A 16,460-nucleotide genomic window follows, 5' to 3' on the forward strand; every position below is an offset into this window, starting at 1 on the left:
TTGGCGTCACCAACTAGAAAAACTCGGCGCGATTCAATCAATGTCTAGAAAAGGTAACTGCTATGACAACTCCATAGCAGAAAACTTCTTCTCACACCTCAAAGTGGAGTTCTACCACCAAGAAACCTTCAAAACTATTGACCAATTCATTCGTCAATTAGACGAATACATCACCTGGTACAACACCGCACGCATCCAAGAAAAACTAGAAGGCATGAGCCCGGCCCAATACCGAACTCATGCCCTAACAGCCTAAACCGGATACTATTTAAACCATCCAACAATCGGGGGACAGTTCAATTGTGGCCGCCCAAACTTTGTTGAAGTGCCGTGATCCGTCTCTCGGCGGCCCGTGAGGTGGGCGGACTCGAAAATGAAACAAGGTCTGCTCGATCGGGGCTTTAAGCTTCCGTTTCGGCAGACCTTGCTCTTAAAATCTGGGCTTTTTAATTTTACGGGTTAGAAATTTTATTTGTCCTCGAAGGGCTCTACGTTAATGATGGTGACCTCGATGGTCTTGCCGGTCGGGGCCTTGTAGCTGACCTCTTCGCCCTTGCTGTGTCCGACCACCGCTGCACCGAGCGGGGACTGCGGGCTGAATACCTGCGTGTCGATGTCTTCATCCAGACCGAGCATCTCGCGGCTGCCGAGCAGGAAAATGTCGGTGTCGTCTTCGTCGCCGAAATATGCGACGGTCACCAGGGTGCCGACGGCTGCCTCGTCCGGGTTAGAGGGTGCCTCACCGACCTCGGCCAGACGCAGCATGTGCTCCAGCTGGGCGATGCGGCCCTCTTGCTGGCCCTGTTCCTCGCGCGCGGCGTGGTAGCCGCCGTTCTCGGAAAGGTCGCCCTCTTCGCGAGCTGCCGCAATTTTCGCCGAAACCGTCGGACGGCCGACCTCCTTTAGGTAGGTCAGTTCCTCTTCGAGCTTGTCATAGGCTTCCTGGGTAAGCCAGATTACTGATTCTTCGGACATTCTGTCAGCATAGCGCGAAAGGCAGAAAAGACGGTTTTTTAATTTCTGAAACTGCTGTGATTAGCTGATTTGAGATGTCAACGCCTTGGTGCATCATTGAGCCTATGGGTTCCGGTTCTAAATCTTTGGCTGCCGACGGCTCTCAGCTTAGAGTCCTTCACTTCCACGCTCACCCGGATGATGAGTCCAGTAAGGGCGCTGCGACCACGGCGAAGTACGTAGCTGAGGGGGCTCGCGTGATGATCGCAACTTTCACGGGTGGCGAGCGCGGCTCAGTGCTGAACCAAGCCATGGACAGGCCGGACGTTTGGGCCAACATCACTCAGATTCGTAAGCAGGAGATGGCCGAGGCGCAGCGAATCCTTGGTGCGGAACACATTAATTTGGGTTTTGAAGATTCGGGGCTGCCTGAAGGCGATCCGCTGCCACCGCTACCGGTTGGCACTTTCGCAACCTACGACCCAACGGATGCGGCAGAGGGCGCAGTTAAGTTGATTCGCGAGTTCCGCCCGCACGTCGTCACTACTTACGACGAGGCTGGCGGGTATCCGCACCCGGACCACATTCAGACGCACCGAGTCAGTGTCGTGGCCCTAAAACTTGCCGCAGACGAGTCTTATGCCCCCGAGCTGGTGAGGTGTGGAAGACCCCGAAGGTCTACTATCAGATGGGCATGCATCGTGCTAAGTATGCAACTTTGAGCGAAGCGATGCTCGCTAAGGGGCTCGAGTCTCCCTACGCAGAGCGTCTTGTCAATTGGCAGGACCTCAACTACGAGCACCGAATCACCACCCGAATCGAGTGTGCAAAATACTTCCCGGTGCGCGACAGCGCGCTGCGCGCACACGCCACCCAGATCGATCCGCACGGTCATTGGTTCGCCGTGCCCCGCGAACTCGAGAAGAAGGTTTGGCCGACGGAGGACTGGCAGCTCGTCTACAGCAGTGTGCCAACCAAGATTCCCGAGAACGATCTTTTCGAAGGGCTGCGCCCGGCGGCTGCGGACCTCGCTGACCCTGATCCCGAGTGGATCATTTAATTGCACATCAATTTGGGTATTACCCCGCGCTCCGCATAGGATATCTAGTCGGCTCGTGCGTTTAGTGTGTCCAATTACGGGACGCTCTTAGCCGCGAGAATCGATAAGACGAAAACGGCTTCGCAATTTGAAGTCGTCCGATCAAGCCAAAAGTGGGACGTTCGTCACGAAACACTTTGGAAAATGAGAGGGTAATGGCCAAGAAAGAAGGAGCGCTAGAGCTCGAAGGCGTCGTGACCGAGGCCCTGCCTAACGCGATGTTCCGCGTTGAGCTGGACAACGGGCACAAGGTGCTAGCAACCATCAGTGGCAAGATGCGTCAGCATTACATTCGTATTCTGCCGCAAGACCGCGTAGTGGTTGAGCTTTCTCCTTACGATCTGAACCGCGGTCGTATCGTTTATCGTCACAAGTAGTCGCTAGATACTTCTGATACTGGCTAGTCCAGTTCGGGGTGTTTGGCGCGAAAAAGCAAGCAAAAGAGGAGCAGCTCGAAATGAAGGTTCAGCCGAGCGTTAAGCCGATCTGCGACAACTGCAAGGTGATCCGTCGCCACGGTGTTGTTCGTGTGATCTGCACCAATCCGCGCCACAAGCAGCGCCAGGGCTAATTGTTGATGCCCGACCGGGCCAACAACAGCTCCTGGTGAGGTCGACAACTGAATAAGGAATAACAACGTGAGAGCAAGGCCGTTGCGCAAAAGCTGAACGGTCGAACCCCTGGACGAAGGCCAGGGCCCGGGCGAAATTTAAAGACCCCCATGCAGGGTAATTTTCTTGGATGGCGAACGGGAACGCCTCACGCACACACCTTCGCAGAGCGGGGATGAAAACCCGTTCGAGAAACTATTGAAAGGTAACCGCCACATGGCACGCCTCCAAGGAGTCGATCTGCCGCGCGAGAAGCGCATCGAGATCGCACTTACTTACATCTACGGCATAGGCAAGACCCGTGCCGCGCAAACCCTGGCAGCTACAGGCATCAACCCGGACACCCGCGTGAAGGATCTCACCGAGGAAAACCTGGTTGCTCTGCGTGATCACATCGACGAGAACTACCACGTCGAAGGTGACCTGCGTCGCGAGGTTGCAGCAGACATTCGTCGCAAGATCGAGATCGGCACCTATCAGGGCCGTCGTCACCGCGCCGGACTTCCGGTTCGCGGTCAGCGCACCCGCACCAACGCACGCACTCGTAAGGGCCGCAAGAAGGCCGTCGCCGGTAAGAAGAAGGCAACGCGCTAAGCGTTAGCAGTCTACCTAACTGCCAAGGAGAAATTTTATGGCTACAAGCCGCAAGGGCGCCGGCAAAATAAAGCCGCGCCGCAAGTCTCACAAGAATGTGATCGCTGGAGCAGCGCACATCAAGTCGACTTTCAACAACACCATCATCTCGATCACCGACGCCGGCGGCCAGGTTATTTCCTGGGCTTCTGCTGGCACGGTTGGCTTCAAGGGCTCGCGCAAGTCGACCCCGTTCGCCGCTCAGATGGCAGCCGAGGCCGCAGGCCGTCGCGCCATGGAGCACGGCTTGAAGCGCATCGACGTCTTCGTCAAGGGTCCGGGTTCGGGCCGCGAGACCGCGATCCGTTCGCTTGGTGCCATCGGCCTTGAGGTCGGTGCCATTCAGGACGTCACCCCGATGCCGCACAACGGCTGCCGCCCGCCTAAGCGTCGTCGCGTCTAACCCGAAACCGAAAGGACTGATACATCATGGCCCGTTACACAGGCCCAATCACTAAGAAGTCCCGCCGTCTCGGGACAGACCTAGTTGGCAACGACAAGTCGTTCGAGCGTCGCCCGTACGCGCCTGGCCAGCACGGCCGTGGCCGCGTTAAGAACTCCGAATACTCGATGCAGTTGAAGGAGAAGCAGAAGGCTCGTTACGCATACGGCGTTCTAGAGAAGCAGTTCCTGCGTTACTACAAGGAAGCTGCTCGCCGCGAAGGCAAGACCGGTGACCTGCTGCTGCAGATCCTCGAGTCTCGTCTCGACAACGTTATTTACCGTGCTGGCTTTGCGGCTACCCGCCGCCAGGCTCGTCAGCTCGTTAGCCACGGCCACTTCCAGGTCAATGGCGTCCGCGTTGACGTCCCCAGCTACCGCGTAACCCCGTTTGACATCATCGATGTGATGCCTAAGTCCAAGGACATCACTCCGCTGGTTGTCGCCCGCGAAACTTGGGGCGAACGCGAGGTTCCGGCTTGGTTGACCGTGCGTCCTAACAAGATGCGCATCTTCGTGCACCAGCTGCCGACCCGTGACCAGATCGTCATTGACGTCAACGAACAGAACATCGTCGAGCTCTACTCTCGTTAAAAGCACAAATACCTGGGGCCGGGGAGGTCCCGACCCCAGGTGCTTCTGCAAGCTAAAAAGGCTTGTTGGGGCGAACCAATCGCGTCATCAGATGAAGGTTGGCGCGGGAAGGAAAATCAATGCTTATTGCTCAGCGTCCGACACTGTCGGAGGAGTACATCAGCGACAGCCGCAGCCGCTTCGTTATCGAGCCGCTGGAGCCTGGTTTTGGCTACACTCTCGGTAACTCGCTGCGTCGCACGCTGCTGTCGTCGATTCCCGGCGCGGCAGTCACCAGCATCAAAATTGCTGACGCTCAGCACGAATTCGCGACGCTCCCGGGCGTTCTCGAGGACGTAACTGAGATCATCCTGAACCTCAAGCAGCTGGTTGTAACCAGCGAAGAGGATGAGCCCGTCGCCATGTACCTGCGCAAGTCTGGTGCCGGCAACGTGACCGCAGCCGACATCGCTGCTCCCGCTGGCGTGGAGATCCTTAACCCGGACCTGCACATCGCTGAGCTCAACGAGCATGGTTCCATCGACATGGAGCTGATCGTTGAGCGTGGCCGTGGCTACGTTTCTGCATCCCAGAACAACAGCCCCGATCACGAGATCGGCCGCATAGCGATCGACTCGATCTACTCTCCGGTTAACAAGGTCAGCTACAAGGTTGAGGCCACCCGCGTTGAACAGCGCACCGACTTCGACCGTCTGATCATCGACGTTGAGACTCGTCCGGCCATCAGCCCGCGCGATGCACTGGCTAGCGCCGGCAGCACTCTGGTTGAGCTGTTCGGCCTGGCCCGTGACCTCAACGTGAACGCCGAGGGCATCGAAATTGGCCCTGGCCCGGTTGATGAGCAGCTGGCAAATGACCTTGCCCAGCCGGTCGAGGATCTTGATCTTTCCGTTCGCTCCTACAACTGCCTGAAGCGCGAAGGCATCGAGACTGTTGGCGAACTCGTCAGCCGTTCCGAGCAGGATCTGCTGGACATCCGCAACTTCGGCACGAAGTCCATCGACGAGGTCAAGCAGAAGCTTGCCGAGATGGGGCTTTCCCTGAAGGACAGCGCTCCGGGCTTCGACCCGCTAGCCGCTGCCGAGGAGTTCGGCGATCTGGCCGACGACGAAGAGTCCGAGGAGACCGGCGAGGACTTCGCCGAGACCGAGCAGTACTGATGCCACACGGCTTGCAAGCTGTGAAGATTTAAGAAATTTGGAGAACTAATATGCCTAAGCCAACTAAGGGCCCCCGCATCGGTGGCTCGCCTGCACACCAGCGCATCATTTTGGCTAACCTTGCCTCCCAGCTCTTCGAGCACGGCAAGATCAAGACCACCGAGACCCGCGCCCGTCGCGTGCAGCCTCTCGCTGAGCGCCTGATCAGCCAGGCCAAGCGCGGCGACCTGCACTCGCGTCGCGTCGTAAACCGTACGATCACCGACAAGGGTATCGTGCATGTGCTGTTCACCGAGATCGCTCCGAGCTTCGAGGGTCGCGACGGTGGCTACACCCGCATCATCAAGGTCGGCAACCGCAAGGGCGACAATGCCCCCATGGCTGTGATCGAGATCGTCACCGACAAGCTCGAGCCGAAGGCCAAGCCGGCCAAGGCTGAAGAGCCCAAGGTTGAGGAAGCCAAGGCCGAAGAGCCTAAGGCCGAAGAGGTCAAGGTTGAGGAAGCCGAGGCTGAAGAGGCTAAGGACGAAAAGGCTGAAGAGGCCGACAAGTAAAACATTTCCAAAGGCCCGGACCGTCGATTAGGCGGCCCGGGCCTTTGAGCATAAAAAGGAGCGAACCTTGCGCATCGCCCAGCTGGCTAATTTCGTGAGCCCCACGTCTGGTGGGATGAAAGTGGCTATTGATCAATTGGGCAAGGGATACTTAAAAGATGGGCACGAACGGCTTCTGATCATCCCGGGAAGTAAAGACCGCGTGATCGAGGACGATCACGGCACTACCGTTACTGTTAAGTCTCCGCGGGTCAATTCCGTGTACAGAATGATTTTTCGTCCCGATAAGGTGGCGAAAATTCTCGACAAGTTCCGTCCGGATGCCGTCGAGTGCTCCGATAAATGGACGCTCACGGGTTGTGCCAAGTGGGCGAGGACAAACTCTGCTTCGTCCGTGCTCCTAAGCCACGAACGCCTGGACGATATGCTCGCAGACTGGTTGGGCACCCGTATCGGCGTTAAGACGGCTGTAAGGGCTCTAAACAGGCGTCTGGCGCGTCGCTTCGACACTATCGTGGTGACGAGCGACTATTCGCGGGGAGACTTCGCTGGAATCGACGTAGATCTTCGCAAGGTCTCCCTTGGCGTCGACCTAGAAACTTTCAGCCCGCGCTACGAACAGCCAGAGGCGCCCTTAAAACTTTGCTACGCCGGACGGATGTCCCACGAGAAGCACCCTCACCTGGCCATCGGAGCTGCCGTTGAGTTGGCCAGGCGTAACGTTCCTTTCGAGCTGCACGTGTTCGGAAAGGGGCCGGACCTAGCGAAGATGCAGAAACTTGCGGAAGGCGCTCCGGTCTATTTTCACGGTTTCCTGTCAGGCAGGCAGGAACTAGCCGAGCGGTACGCCAGCTCGCACATCGCGCTTTCCGTGTGTCCTACCGAAACCTTCGGCCTCGCTGTTCTGGAATCGCTCGCGTGCGGGACACCTGTGGTCACGGCAGATCGTGGGGGAGCGAGCGAGCTCATCGACCCCAACAGCGGCGAGAAGGGCGAGCCAAGCCCCGAGGGTATCGCAGATGCTGTGGAGCGGCTCGCCGGCAGACTTTCGGATGATGTGCGCAAGGCGGCCAGGCGTAGGGCTGAAGAATTCAGCTGGGAAAAGAGCGCAAAAAAGATGCTAGAAGTCCATGAAAGTTTGCGTACCAATAGCTAAAAACAATCTATTAAGCCGAAATTTATTGGTATAGCTAACCTTACTAAAGCCCATTTCTAGGCTTACCCTTTCCTTACTTTCCTTGTCAGAGGCTGATTAAGTCAATTACTTTAATGATTGTCAACTAAATCTATATTTAGTAATTCTTCACGTCACGAAGGAGAGAAAAATGGCTACTCTAACAGCAATTAAGTCTTGTTCCGCCACCACTTGTGCGTTCAACAACGGCGGCTGCACCGCTGGCGCAATCACCATCGGTGGCACTAACGGTGCCGCCAAGTGCGGCACCTTTATCGAGCTCGACGCCCGTGGCGGCATGGGCTCTGGTGAGAACGGTGTTGGCGCCTGCCACCGTCTCGAGTGTGCTCACAACAACGATCTGATGTGTGCCCTCAAAGAGATCAAGCTGGTTGGCAACACTGCTTCCTGCGAGATGTACGAGGCTCGTTAAGCAAAGCAAAAAATATGTGGCTCCCGGATACTTCCGGGAGCCACATATTTATTAGTAAGTCCTTATTCAGCTAGAGATGAATTCTTGATTTTAAGCAATTCGTGTTCGAATTCTTTAATGTCTTTAACCGGTTTATCAAAGGCTGCGAAAACCGTGGTTATTTCGTCATTCTTAATGTGAGTCAGAGTCACACCGAGGCTATCGATGTCGGCGCAGACCACCTTGTTGGCAATATGCTGACAGATCGATGCCTGCGGGCAGCGGCCACAAATCTTTCCTGGCAGAACACCATTCTCGACCGCGATGCAAACCTTGCGGAGAACGTCGTTGGTGCCCAGAGACATTGAGCAGTCGATCTCGTCGGATAAAGTAGGAAAACTCACGGCCCTAGTGCTCGCTGTTATGGACTCGGGGCAGATTCTCGTCACACCGGACGGCTGATGGAGTAGCAACTTATCGATTGATACGATGCCGATTCGCACTTTGGTCTCCGCCACGAAGCTCGCAATCCGTTCAGGCAGCTTGCCCGCACTAAGCATCTCTTTGCTGTCTGCGAGGCTAATCCACTCGACTTGGCCCAGTACGTGAGCGGAAGCCGTCACAACACGAATAGACGGATCCATGCACTCCCTGATGATCTCGATGCGGACGGGATTGACCGTTTCCATTTTGTTTGCGGGGTCGGAATCCTGCGCAACGTACGCGATCAAAAATTCGTCGTCGGCACTCATCCCATGCAGTAGAGAGCCGATCTCAAACTCTGGGTTCTCCTTGTAGAACAGCGCAGAGGCTCTTCCAGTGCCTGACAACAGCCTGGACGCGAGAGAGCGCGACAACTCATCGAATGAGTATTGATGGTAACCGTTCATCTATCCTCCTGATAGGCGAGCCTAACCTATCAGAGAAGAAAAAGTGAATGTAAAAAATGGGTCGATTCTCATCGACCCATTTTCTAAGTTGGTGGTTAGCGCAGACCTAAGCGGGACGTGCAAGCCGGCCATGCGCCCCAGCCCTGCACGGCTTGAACCTTTTGGGCGATCGCTATCTGCTGTTCGCGGGTTGCCAGGTTCGCGGTAGGGGCGTAGGCGCCGCCACCAAAGGCATTCCAGGTTCCAGGGTTGAACTGCAGGCCACCGTAGTAGCCATTGCCAGTGTTGATCGACCAGTTGCCGCCCGCCTCGCACTGTGCGATGCTGTCCCAGACCGATCCGTTGGAGACGGCTGGAGCTGCCGCGCGCTTGGTGCCAACAGTGACGTGCTTGGCCTGAGCCTCTTCCAGCACCTTCTCGGAGACGACGGAGCGAGACTCTTCCTTGCCATCTACGATCACGATCTTGTAGACGACAGTCTTTCGGCCGTCTTTACCGGCCTTGGTCTCGCGGGTGACGCCCGCGTCGAGGTTAGCGTCTTCGGTCTTCTTGACCTCGCGGTCGATGCGCTCTTCGACGGTCTCTTCCTTTACCTCAACGCGCTTCACGACGATCTCTTGGCCTTCGGCGATCGCCTCGTCGAGACCGGGCTCTACGCGGTCATCGTCGTCGAAGTCGATCTTCTGTTCCTCCAGCAGGTCGCGAACGGTCGGGGCCGAGGTCTTCAACTCGGTGGTCGAACCGTCGACAGTAAGTTTGACGTTCTTAGGGGTGGTCGCGGTCAAGGTCAGGCCTTCGCGACCGATAGGAGTGGATCGGCTAACGGAAATTTCGTGATCGGTGCCGCGTAGACCCAGCTGGTTGAGCAGCTCGTCGACCGTTGTGGCCGTGGTCCATATCTCCTTGGTGACTCCATCAATGGTGATCTTTACGAGGCGGCCGAATTTAACGTCCACCATGGTGCCATCGGAAATTTTGGAGTCCGCAGATGGGATCACCTGATCGTGTTCGCCGATCTCGATGTTGTGCTTCTTCAGCGCGTCGGAGACCGTGGTACCCCAAACGCTTACAGCTTTAGAGTTGCCATCAACAGTTAAGGTGATGTCCTTGTCCATTGCGCTAGCAAAACCGCCAAAACCGAAGGTGGTTACGGCGATGGCGGAAGCCGATGCGATAGCTAAGGTTTTCTTCTTCATCTGTTCCTTAAGTCGGTATGTCTTTGGTGACTTGAGTAACGATAAAACAAATCCTGAGAAAAACCAAAGAATTCTTAATAATTCTTGGAAACTCTGTTCCAGGGCTGTGTGGAGTAAACGTTAAAAGCGAGCCTTGACTAGGCGGTAAAGCTTAAAAAAGGGAAGCTGAGGAGGATTCCTAAGTTTTCTTAAGAAACTTAGTACCAGCCGTTGGCGTCGGAGTGCGCAAGAGCCTGTTTCCAGCCGCCGTAGCGAGCCTTGACGTAACGGTCTCCCCATTTAAGTGCGTGCACGGGGTCGGTCCAATTGGATCCGAGCTTTGAACAGGGGAGAGCTTGAACCAAGCCGCAGGCGCCACTGGATGCGTTTACCGCGCCCGGCCTCCATCCAGATTCGCGCTGAATTAGTTTGTATGCCGCGGCAAAATCATCGACAGAGATGCCCGCATCGCTCATTAGCTGCATCCTGTCCTCGTGGCCGACCAGGCCAGCGATCTCCATGGTCCCGACGGCCTTTTCCTCGGCCTTTGGATCCTTGACGATCTTCTCTTCAAGCACTTGCCTGTTTTTCTCGACCCCGTTGACGATCGTCACTCGCGCCCGGACTATCTTCTCGCCTTTGACGCCCTCCACGATCACGCGCTCAACGCCCTTAGGAAGGTTGGGGTCGTCGGTTTTCTTGATCTCGAAATCGATCGGTTCGCTTTCTTCCTTGTTCTCAACTGAGACGCGGTCGACAGTGATGACCATGCTGCCGGTGATCTGTGTGCCGAGACCAGGGGAGAGCTTGTCGTGTTGGCCGAGTTTGATTGATTCGCCCTGCAAAACTTCCGCGACCGTGCCCGCAGTCGTTAAAATTTCCTTTGATTCACCGCCGACCTTCAAGGTGACGGATTTCGGTGTGAAGACAGTGAGAGTGATGCCTTCGCGACCGATGGGTAGCGAACGATCTACGGAAAGCCTATTCGCCGAATCCCGCATGCCAATTTGATTGAGTGCCTCGTCCAGGGTGGTTGCCGTAGTCCAGAAAGTCGTCACCTTGCCGTCGACCGTCATGGTGATCGGCCTGCCGTATTTGACCTCGACGACGTCGCCCTCGCCGATCTTCGCGTCCTTAGACGGCCAGACCTGGTCGTGTTCTCCTAGCTCGATTCCGGAGGCCGAGAGCAGACTAGAGACCGTGGTGCCGAAAAAGTTTGCCTGCTCGACTTTGCCGTCAACGCTGAGCATTACCTGCCGATCGAGATTTGCGCCTACAGCACCGATGCCAAAACCCGTTGCCACTACGGCGCCTGCGAGCAAACTTACCGACAGCCTACGCATTAAATTCCTCTCACTGCATCGACCGCAAAAGCGGGATCGCAGCAAACATGACACCCTTACCTAAAGACTAGGTAGGAGATGTCAATTGCTCAACACCTCGCCAAAAAGTTTCCAAAAAAATAAGCCCGGCGACTCAGTCGCCGGGCTTAACAGGTTTTAGGTTAAAACCTGTTTAACATTTTTAATTATTTAGCAGAGCGTGCGGCATCGAAACGCTCAGCAACGTCGGTCCAGTTAACGATGTTCCAGAAGGCGTCAACGTAGTCGGCCTTAACGTTCTTGTACTGCAGGTAGTAGGCGTGCTCCCACATATCCAGCAGCAGTAGTGGAACCGAGCCAACCGGAAGGTTGTTCTGGTGATCGTAGAAAGCCAGAGTGTTCAGACGCTCGCCGATTGGATCGTAGACAAGTGCGCCCCAGCCGGAGCCCTGGATGGACTTGGCGGCAGCATTGAACTGCGCGACCAGGTTGTCATATCCGCCGAAGAATTCGTCAACTGCTGCGGCAAGTTCGCCTTCTGGGCGCTCCGGAGCGTCGGGAGATAGGTTCTTCCAGAACACGGAGTGGTTCTGGTGGCCCGCTAGGTTGAAAGCGAGATCCTTCTCCAGCTTGCTCATGGCACCGAAGTTTCCCTTTTCGCGGCACTCAGCCAGCTGCTCGAGAGCACTATTGGCGCCGTCGACGTAAGTCTGGTGGTGCTTATCATGGTGCAGCTGCATGATTTCGCCGCTGATATGCGGTTCCAGCGCGCCGTAGTCGTAGTCGAGTTCGGGCAGTGTGTAGATAGCCATAAATTCTCCTTATGTTTTGGGCTAGCTGGAGGGGCGGACGAAAACAACAATTAGTTGCCGGTTAGCTTGTCCTTAATAGTGGAGGCCGCGTCCTTGATTGCGTCTCCAACCTTGCCGGCCTCAGCCTTGATTTGATCGCCAATGCTTTCGACCTGAGCCTGCTCGTTGCCAGTGGCCTTGCCTGCGGCCTCTTTTGCCTTGCCCTTGAGCTCTTCAGCCTTGTTCTGAACGTCGTCTGTGAAAGCCATTTCTAACTCCTTCTCGCGCTAAGCGCTGTTGAAAGTTTCAGCAATTTTTGCTTACTTACACCAGGTTAAACGAGAAGTAATTCGGAATTATTCCAAAAAAATAATTTTATTTTTCGGTCACTTACGCATGCGTGACTTTCAAAACGCGGAAACCCTTAGCCGATGCGAACTTTTCGCTGCTGAAGCCTTGCTGCTTTAGCCAGTTCGACAGCGAGTCTGCACCAAGATTCTTGCCGACCACCAGCCAAGCGATCCCCCCGGGCGATAGTTTTGGCAGCCAGGTCAACAGCAATTCGTGTAGCGCCTGTTTGCCAACCCTGATTGGGGGGTTGGACCAAATCTCGTCGTAGTAGCCGTCCGGGCGTTCTGCGAGCAGCTTTTCCGGCGTGGCGGTGGTTACCTTGACGCCGGCTTTTTGGGCGTTTTCTTGGGTTAGGCGAAGCGCTAGTTCGTTGACGTCGATGGCGTCGACGTCGGCCCACGGACATTCTTTGGCGAGCGCTACAGCGATGGGGCCAAAACCGCACCCGACGTCTAGAAGCCGCTTAGCGTCTTCTTCTGGTGGGGTGGTTCGGGTCAGGAGTACCCTGGTGCCGAGGTCTAGGCGGTGCGAACTGAAGACGCCTGGGGCAGAGACGAAGTCGTATTCGCGATCCCAGATCTTTGCTCTCACTTGGTTGCGTTCGCCGGTGTCATCTGGCGTGACGAAATAATGACTCATCGCTGTTCCTTTCCGGGCAGAACGCGCTTAGATCTTGCCTGCGAAACCCTCTCCGCCAGCTTGTCGTCGCTCGGGTAGGCGACCTCTTCTAGGGTTAGCCCCCGTGCGGGCATCACCAAAACTTCGGAGCTGCGCTTAGTGGCCGATAACAGATTGGAAATCCACTTCACGCTTCGTTGCCCCGATCCTACCGAGCATAAGGCCCCGGCTAAGGAGCGAACCATGGAGTGACAGAAGGCGTCAGCTTGAACGGTCATCTCGATGGTGCCACAGCGATCGTCGGCTCTCTTGACTGACATTTTTTGTAGACATCTGATGCTTGTTGCGCCCTCGCGGTATTTGCAAAAGGCGACGAAATCGTTCAACCCGAGCAGCTGTTCACACGCCTCGTTCATTCGAGCTATATCGAGGCTGTGGCGAACCGGCGAGGTGAATCCCCTGAGCAGGGGGTCTTGGAAGCTATCTACGTCCCAGACGCGGTAAACGTACCTGCGCCAGAGGGCAGAAAAACGGGCGTCGAAGTGTTCTGGGGCGACGCTGATCCGGTTGACCCTGACGTCTTCGGGCAAGATTCTGGTGAGCCTGCGCCGTAACTGCCTGGGGTCCACATCCGAGGGGAGATCCGCGTGCGCCACTTGTGCTCTTGCGTGGACTCCCGCATCGGTCCTGCCCGCGACGGTCAGCTGTGCGGGTTCATCGAGGCGCAGTACGGTGGTGATCCAGTGTTCGATTGTGCCCTGGACTGTGCGCAGGCCCTCTTGGTGGGCCCAACCGTGGAAGTCGGTGCCGTCGTAGGAGATGTCGAGTCGAAAACGGGTTGAAGACACGTTGCCAGATTCTACTTGAGCTAGCGCCAGCCCGGCCAACAAGTGAGCTGCCAGCCTCTTGCCACGGCCTTCGAGTAGGCGCCGCTCATGGATTTCGCGGCATCCTTCCTTTGGTCCGATGGGCTAGCTGCCAGGACCGAGGCCCAGCTGTCCGCGACGTCTTTTTCTAGGCCTGCCCAGATCTCTTTGTGTTTTGCGGGATCTTTGAGGCCCTCGATCTCTATGGTCACCGGACCCGGAGTTGGGGAGGTGACTTTCGCCAGGGTTTCGTCGCGTTCTCTGCGCGCCTGTTGGAGCCTAGCGGCCATAGAGTCGTTGTGGCTTACCCCATTCATGGCCTCTAACCCGGCGACCAGGTCTTGCTGATTGTCCAGCAAGACCGCTTGGGCGTCCGCCAGATCGCTAGGCGAGAAGATGCTCGGCGAGGAGCCTTTGAGGTTTACGTCCAGCTCGTTGCCGTTGTCAAGCGCAGAAGCGACGATGCTGGCTGTGGTGTGCAGGCTGGCGTAGAGCAAGGAGACCGAGGAATCATCGCTGATCGCGTGGTCAAGATATTTTTTAGCCGCAGCTTTCTCCTGCTCGGCAAGCTGAGCAAGCGTGGCTTCGGTCGCCTCGATGGGCCCCACGCTCGGCTTCGCTTCAAACGGGTAGGCCCGGGAAAGCACCTGCGCGTGCTCCGAATGCATCGTGGCTACGTCGCCCAACCAGGGATGCTCGGTGCTGAGACCCTTCGCCATTGAAGCCAGCTTCTGTTCGATCTGGGCTGCCTCCTGTTGTTCTTGGGAGGTGCTGATTGATGCCTTTGGCGCTGGCGATATGACAGGGCTGGGCGCGCAGCCGGTCAGCAGTGCTAGCGAGAGAGCTGCGGCGAAAGCCGTGCCGCACATGGCCTGAACGATTCTTGTCACAGTCAAAACCTATCGCTTTGGGAGAAACGGCTGGCAGCGCGTTATAATTAAAGGCGGTTTTGGCCTGTAAGCTAACCCAAGATAATTAAGGATCTGACAAGAGGATTACGCCGTGAACGACGAATTGACGCAACTTCTGACCCCGGTCCTGCAAGAACAAGGCTTAGAGATCGACGAACTTAAGGTCGTTCGTGCCGGTAAGAATAGGGTAGTGAGGCTGGACGTCGATGGTGACGGGCCTCAGGGGCATGGCCCAGACCTGGACCAGATTTCCGACGCCACCCGTGCTATCTCCGCTCTGCTCGACGAATCCGATGTGATGGGCGAGCAGCCCTACACCCTCGAGGTGAGCAGTCGCGGTGCTACCAAGCCGCTCACTAAACCCGTGCACTTTAGGCGAAACGCGAGCAGGTTGGTGCTGTTCACGCTGGGTGAAGGAAACGCGACTGGCAAGCCGGAGCTTCTAGGCAGGATTCTCAGCGCCGACGACTCGGTAGTGGTTGTTGCCCCCGAGGTGAAACCGGCCAAAAAGGGAGCCAAACCGAAAAAGCCTGATGTGGACCAGCTGAGCGTCCCCTATGAAGACATCGAAAAAGCCGTGGTTCAACTCGAGCTGAACCGCGAAGGATAGGAGATCTGATGGACATCGATATGGCCGCTCTGCGGGCAATCGAACGCGACAAGGAAATTCCCCTCGACTACCTGGTCGAGGCTTTGGAAGACGCGCTGCTAAACGCTTACAACAAGACCGATCACCCGGTCTCGGGTGCCCGCGTCGATCTCGATCGCAAGTCTGGAAAGGTCTCGGTGGTGGTTCCTGAGACTGACGAGGACGGCAACCAGATCGGCGAATACGACGACACTCCCTCCGACTTTGGCCGTATCGCCGCCTCAACAGCCCGCCAGGTCATCTTCCAGCGCTTGCGCGAGGCTGAGGACGAGCAGAAGTACGGCGAATTTGCTGCGGCCGAGGGAGACATCATGGTTGGCGTCGTCCAGCAGGACAGCGATTCCCGCACGGTTCGGGTTGATCTAGGCACTGTCGAGGCAATCATGCCGCTAGCTGAGCAGGCCCCCGGCGAGCAGTACACCCATGGCCGCAGGCTTCGGGTGTACGTCGTTGCGGTTCGTCGTGAGATGCGCGGCCCGCAGATCGTCGTCAGCCGTACCCACCCGAACCTGGTTAAGAAGCTTTTTGAGCTCGAGGTTCCTGAGATTGCTGATGGCGTCGTCGAGGTTAAGGCGATCGCTCGCGAGGCGGGTCACCGTTCTAAGATCGCCGTCTATTCCGCCAACCCGGATGTGAACGCCAAGGGCGCTTGCATCGGCCCGATGGGCGCGCGCGTCAGGGCAGTAACCAACGAGCTCGGCAAGGAAAAGATCGACATCGTCGATTGGAGCGAGGATCCCGCGCAGTTCGTGGCGAACGCGCTGAGCCCCGCGAAGGTCAGCTCCGTTGAGGTCGTGGACGAGACCGTGCGCGCTGCACGCGTTATCGTGCCGGATTACCAGCTTTCTTTGGCCATCGGTCGCGAGGGTCAGAACGCCAGGTTGGCCGCCCGTCTTACCGGCTGGCGCATTGACATCAAGCCGGACACCGCGTCGACCGAAAGGTGAACCATCCGCTGCGCACCTGTGTAGGTTGCAGGGCGAAGGCCGAGCCAAGCGAACTTTCCCGTTATGTACTGCGTGACGGGAAAGTGGTGGCCGATCAGTCCAAATGCGCACCCGGTAGGGGCGCCTGGGTGCACCCCGACGAGGTCTGCCTGACGAGCGCTCAAAGGGGTGGCTTCGCCAGAAGTTTTCGCACGCGGGTCGAGTCATAGCGTCCATTCCGCGCTTGTATGTTTTCCCTCGGTTAGAAGAAAAAGCCGCGAGGGTCTAAAATGGTTGCGTGTGTGCAATTGCACGCGCCTAACCGCTCT

22 protein-coding genes and 1 pseudogene are annotated in these 16,460 nt (G+C 56.8%); 14 read left to right on the forward strand and 9 right to left on the reverse strand.

What is annotated here, in order from left to right:
• The coding region (locus G556_RS10290) for an IS3 family transposase (protein WP_036916067.1) at positions 1-256 on the forward strand (256 nt) is incomplete at its 5' end.
• Between the two features lie 212 nt (positions 257-468).
• Here the strand turns inward: G556_RS10290 and greA are convergent.
• Positions 469-975 carry a transcription elongation factor GreA gene (greA, locus tag G556_RS0104835; protein WP_024110451.1) on the reverse strand — a complete coding sequence of 169 codons (507 nt, stop codon included), beginning with the start codon at positions 973-975 and terminating at the stop codon, positions 469-471.
• Between the two features lie 104 nt (positions 976-1,079).
• On the opposite strand from greA, the pseudogene mca reads away from it, so the two are divergent.
• The 10 genes and pseudogenes from mca to G556_RS0104885 all read left to right on the forward strand — a co-directional run bounded on the left by mca (position 1,080) and on the right by G556_RS0104885 (position 7,653).
• Positions 1,080-2,014, forward strand: a pseudogene (gene mca, locus G556_RS10295) (mycothiol conjugate amidase Mca).
• 194 nt (positions 2,015-2,208) lie between these two features.
• Entirely contained in the window at positions 2,209-2,430 is a 222-nt protein-coding gene (infA, locus tag G556_RS0104845; RefSeq protein ID WP_016455544.1) for a translation initiation factor IF-1, read from the forward strand.
• Between the two features lie 80 nt (positions 2,431-2,510).
• On the forward strand, positions 2,511-2,624 hold the full coding sequence (gene rpmJ, locus G556_RS0104850; RefSeq protein ID WP_016455545.1) for a 50S ribosomal protein L36: 114 nt from the start codon (positions 2,511-2,513) through the stop codon (positions 2,622-2,624).
• 256 nt (positions 2,625-2,880) lie between these two features.
• A complete protein-coding gene (gene rpsM, locus G556_RS0104855; RefSeq protein WP_016455546.1) occupies positions 2,881-3,258 on the forward strand; it encodes a 30S ribosomal protein S13 in 378 nt (125 codons plus the stop codon).
• A 37-nt stretch (positions 3,259-3,295) separates the two neighbouring features.
• Positions 3,296-3,700 (forward strand): 30S ribosomal protein S11, encoded by a 405-nt coding sequence (gene rpsK / locus G556_RS0104860; RefSeq protein WP_016455547.1) that lies wholly within the window; start codon positions 3,296-3,298, stop codon positions 3,698-3,700.
• 26 nt (positions 3,701-3,726) lie between these two features.
• Positions 3,727-4,332: a 30S ribosomal protein S4 gene (gene rpsD / locus G556_RS0104865; RefSeq protein ID WP_016455548.1), complete on the forward strand. Its 606-nt coding sequence runs from the start codon at positions 3,727-3,729 to the stop codon at positions 4,330-4,332.
• A 119-nt stretch (positions 4,333-4,451) separates the two neighbouring features.
• The gene (locus tag G556_RS0104870; RefSeq protein ID WP_024110500.1) at positions 4,452-5,492 is read left to right on the forward strand and encodes a DNA-directed RNA polymerase subunit alpha; all 1,041 of its coding nucleotides are present in this window, start codon (positions 4,452-4,454) and stop codon (positions 5,490-5,492) included.
• Positions 5,493-5,542: 50 nt separating this feature from the next.
• Positions 5,543-6,046 (forward strand): 50S ribosomal protein L17, encoded by a 504-nt coding sequence (gene rplQ / locus G556_RS0104875; RefSeq protein ID WP_028821967.1) that lies wholly within the window; start codon positions 5,543-5,545, stop codon positions 6,044-6,046.
• Between the two features lie 67 nt (positions 6,047-6,113).
• Positions 6,114-7,202 carry a glycosyltransferase gene (locus G556_RS0104880; protein WP_028821968.1) on the forward strand — a complete coding sequence of 363 codons (1,089 nt, stop codon included), beginning with the start codon at positions 6,114-6,116 and terminating at the stop codon, positions 7,200-7,202.
• Between the two features lie 169 nt (positions 7,203-7,371).
• Positions 7,372-7,653 carry a DUF1540 domain-containing protein gene (locus G556_RS0104885; protein ID WP_016455552.1) on the forward strand — a complete coding sequence of 94 codons (282 nt, stop codon included), beginning with the start codon at positions 7,372-7,374 and terminating at the stop codon, positions 7,651-7,653.
• A 62-nt stretch (positions 7,654-7,715) separates the two neighbouring features.
• Here the strand turns inward: G556_RS0104885 and G556_RS0104890 are convergent, their stop codons facing one another.
• The 8 genes from G556_RS0104890 to G556_RS0104925 all read right to left on the reverse strand — a co-directional run bounded on the left by G556_RS0104890 (position 7,716) and on the right by G556_RS0104925 (position 14,535).
• Positions 7,716-8,522 carry a hypothetical protein gene (locus G556_RS0104890; RefSeq protein ID WP_028821969.1) on the reverse strand — a complete coding sequence of 269 codons (807 nt, stop codon included), beginning with the start codon at positions 8,520-8,522 and terminating at the stop codon, positions 7,716-7,718.
• A 95-nt stretch (positions 8,523-8,617) separates the two neighbouring features.
• Positions 8,618-9,718 carry a resuscitation-promoting factor gene (locus tag G556_RS11705; RefSeq protein ID WP_024110396.1) on the reverse strand — a complete coding sequence of 367 codons (1,101 nt, stop codon included), beginning with the start codon at positions 9,716-9,718 and terminating at the stop codon, positions 8,618-8,620.
• 197 nt (positions 9,719-9,915) lie between these two features.
• Positions 9,916-11,001 carry a resuscitation-promoting factor gene (locus tag G556_RS0104900; protein ID WP_162139757.1) on the reverse strand — a complete coding sequence of 362 codons (1,086 nt, stop codon included), beginning with the start codon at positions 10,999-11,001 and terminating at the stop codon, positions 9,916-9,918.
• Positions 11,002-11,225: 224 nt separating this feature from the next.
• Positions 11,226-11,831, reverse strand: coding sequence for a superoxide dismutase (locus G556_RS0104905; protein ID WP_028821971.1), 606 nt, complete (start codon positions 11,829-11,831; stop codon positions 11,226-11,228).
• Positions 11,832-11,881: 50 nt separating this feature from the next.
• Positions 11,882-12,079: a CsbD family protein gene (locus G556_RS0104910; protein WP_028821972.1), complete on the reverse strand. Its 198-nt coding sequence runs from the start codon at positions 12,077-12,079 to the stop codon at positions 11,882-11,884.
• A 121-nt stretch (positions 12,080-12,200) separates the two neighbouring features.
• Positions 12,201-12,800, reverse strand: coding sequence for a class I SAM-dependent methyltransferase (locus G556_RS0104915; RefSeq protein WP_016455558.1), 600 nt, complete (start codon positions 12,798-12,800; stop codon positions 12,201-12,203).
• A complete protein-coding gene (truA, locus tag G556_RS0104920) occupies positions 12,797-13,627 on the reverse strand; it encodes a tRNA pseudouridine(38-40) synthase TruA (protein ID WP_028821973.1) in 831 nt (276 codons plus the stop codon). The genes G556_RS0104915 and truA overlap by 4 nt, the downstream gene beginning before the upstream one ends.
• A gap of 20 nt (positions 13,628-13,647) precedes the next feature.
• On the reverse strand, positions 13,648-14,535 hold the full coding sequence (locus G556_RS0104925; protein WP_155941745.1) for a hypothetical protein: 888 nt from the start codon (positions 14,533-14,535) through the stop codon (positions 13,648-13,650).
• A 112-nt stretch (positions 14,536-14,647) separates the two neighbouring features.
• Between G556_RS0104925 and rimP the strand changes: the two genes are divergently transcribed.
• From rimP to G556_RS11275, 3 genes are read left to right on the forward strand one after another with little or no spacing between them, the layout of a single operon-like run.
• On the forward strand, positions 14,648-15,166 hold the full coding sequence (gene rimP, locus G556_RS0104930) for a ribosome maturation factor RimP (RefSeq protein WP_028821975.1): 519 nt from the start codon (positions 14,648-14,650) through the stop codon (positions 15,164-15,166).
• Positions 15,167-15,174: 8 nt separating this feature from the next.
• The gene (gene nusA, locus G556_RS0104935; protein WP_028821976.1) at positions 15,175-16,152 is read left to right on the forward strand and encodes a transcription termination factor NusA; all 978 of its coding nucleotides are present in this window, start codon (positions 15,175-15,177) and stop codon (positions 16,150-16,152) included.
• Positions 16,149-16,361, forward strand: a complete 213-nt coding sequence (locus G556_RS11275; RefSeq protein ID WP_081636638.1) for a YlxR family protein — start codon at positions 16,149-16,151, stop codon at positions 16,359-16,361. Before nusA ends, G556_RS11275 begins: the two co-directional genes overlap by 4 nt.
• Positions 16,362-16,460 lie beyond the last annotated feature (99 nt).

Source organism: Propionimicrobium lymphophilum DSM 4903 (genome assembly GCF_000423485.1).
Classification (GTDB): Bacteria; Actinomycetota; Actinomycetes; order Propionibacteriales; family Propionibacteriaceae; genus Propionimicrobium; species Propionimicrobium lymphophilum.